This window comes from Saccharomonospora iraqiensis subsp. iraqiensis (assembly GCF_000430445.1).
In the GTDB taxonomy this organism is placed as follows: Bacteria; Actinomycetota; Actinomycetes; order Mycobacteriales; family Pseudonocardiaceae; genus Saccharomonospora; species Saccharomonospora iraqiensis.
In genome coordinates, this window is record NZ_KE387083.1 from 38344 (window position 1) to 39487 (window position 1144).

1 protein-coding gene is annotated in these 1144 nt (G+C 74.0%); it reads left to right on the forward strand.

From position 1 onward, the window contains the following. On the forward strand, positions 1–1109 hold a 1109-nt coding region (locus tag ACTIR_RS22560; protein WP_324607094.1), incomplete at its 5' end, for a glycoside hydrolase family 2 TIM barrel-domain containing protein. Positions 1110–1144 lie beyond the last annotated feature (35 nt).

The window sequence follows — 1144 nt, forward strand, 5'->3', positions numbered from 1 at the left end:
CGGAGGGCGGCCCGGTGGCGCGGACACGCGGCCCGGCGGGACGGCGGCTCCGGCTGGACGTGCCCGGCGCCCGGTTGTGGAGCCCGGACGACCCGTACCTCTACGACGTCACCGTGCGTCTGCACGACGCCGACGGCCGGGTCGTCGACGAGGTCACCAGCTACACCGGGCTGCGCACGGTCGAACTCCTCGACGACGGGCACTCCCGCCCCCGGATCGCGCTCAACGGGCGGATCACGTTCCTGCACGCCCTGCTGGACCAGGGCTACTGGCCGGACGGCGTCTACACCGCCCCCACGGACGAGGCGCTGCGCTCCGATCTCGAACGGGCGAAGGCGCTCGGGTTCAACAGCGTGCGCAAACACGTCAAGGTCGAGAGCGCCCGCTGGTACCACTGGGCCGACCGGCTCGGCCTGCTCGTCTGGCAGGACATGCCGTCCCTGCCGGTCGTGCTGGACAACCCGCCGGGTCCGCAGTCCGTCCCCGCGCGGCGGGCGCGGGAGCGCTTCGAGAGCGAACTCGCCGCGATGGTCGGACAGCTGGCCAACGCGCCGTCGGTCGTGGTCTGGGTGGTGTTCAACGAGGGCTGGGGCGAGTACGACACGGCACGGGTGACCGGCACCGTCCGCGAGGCGGACCCGACCCGGCTGGTGGTGGCGGCCAGCGGGGTCAACTGCTGCCACTCGCACCCCGACACCGGGGCCGGGGACCTCTACGACGACCACACCTACGTGGGACCGGGCACCCCGGAGATCCGCGACGCGCGTGCCGTGGTGGACGGGGAGTACGGCGGGATCGGGCTCACCCTGCCGGGGCACGTGTGGCCCGGGGAGCCGGTGGCCTACGAGACCGTGCCCGACCCGGAGCGGCTGACCGGACGGTACGTCGAGATCGCCACCGCGGTACGGGCGGCGATCCGGGAGCAGGGCCTCTCCGGTGCCGTCTACACCCAGCTCACCGACGTGGAGAACGAGGTCAACGGCCTGCTCACCTACGACCGCAGGGTGGTGAAGGTGACCGCGGCCGTGGTCGCCGAGGCCAACCGGGCGGTGCTCGCGGCGGGCGGCGGACACCCCGGACCGGGACCGGACCCGGAGGCCCCCGGGTAGTCGGCCCGCGGACCCGCCGGTCGGAACCGTCGGTC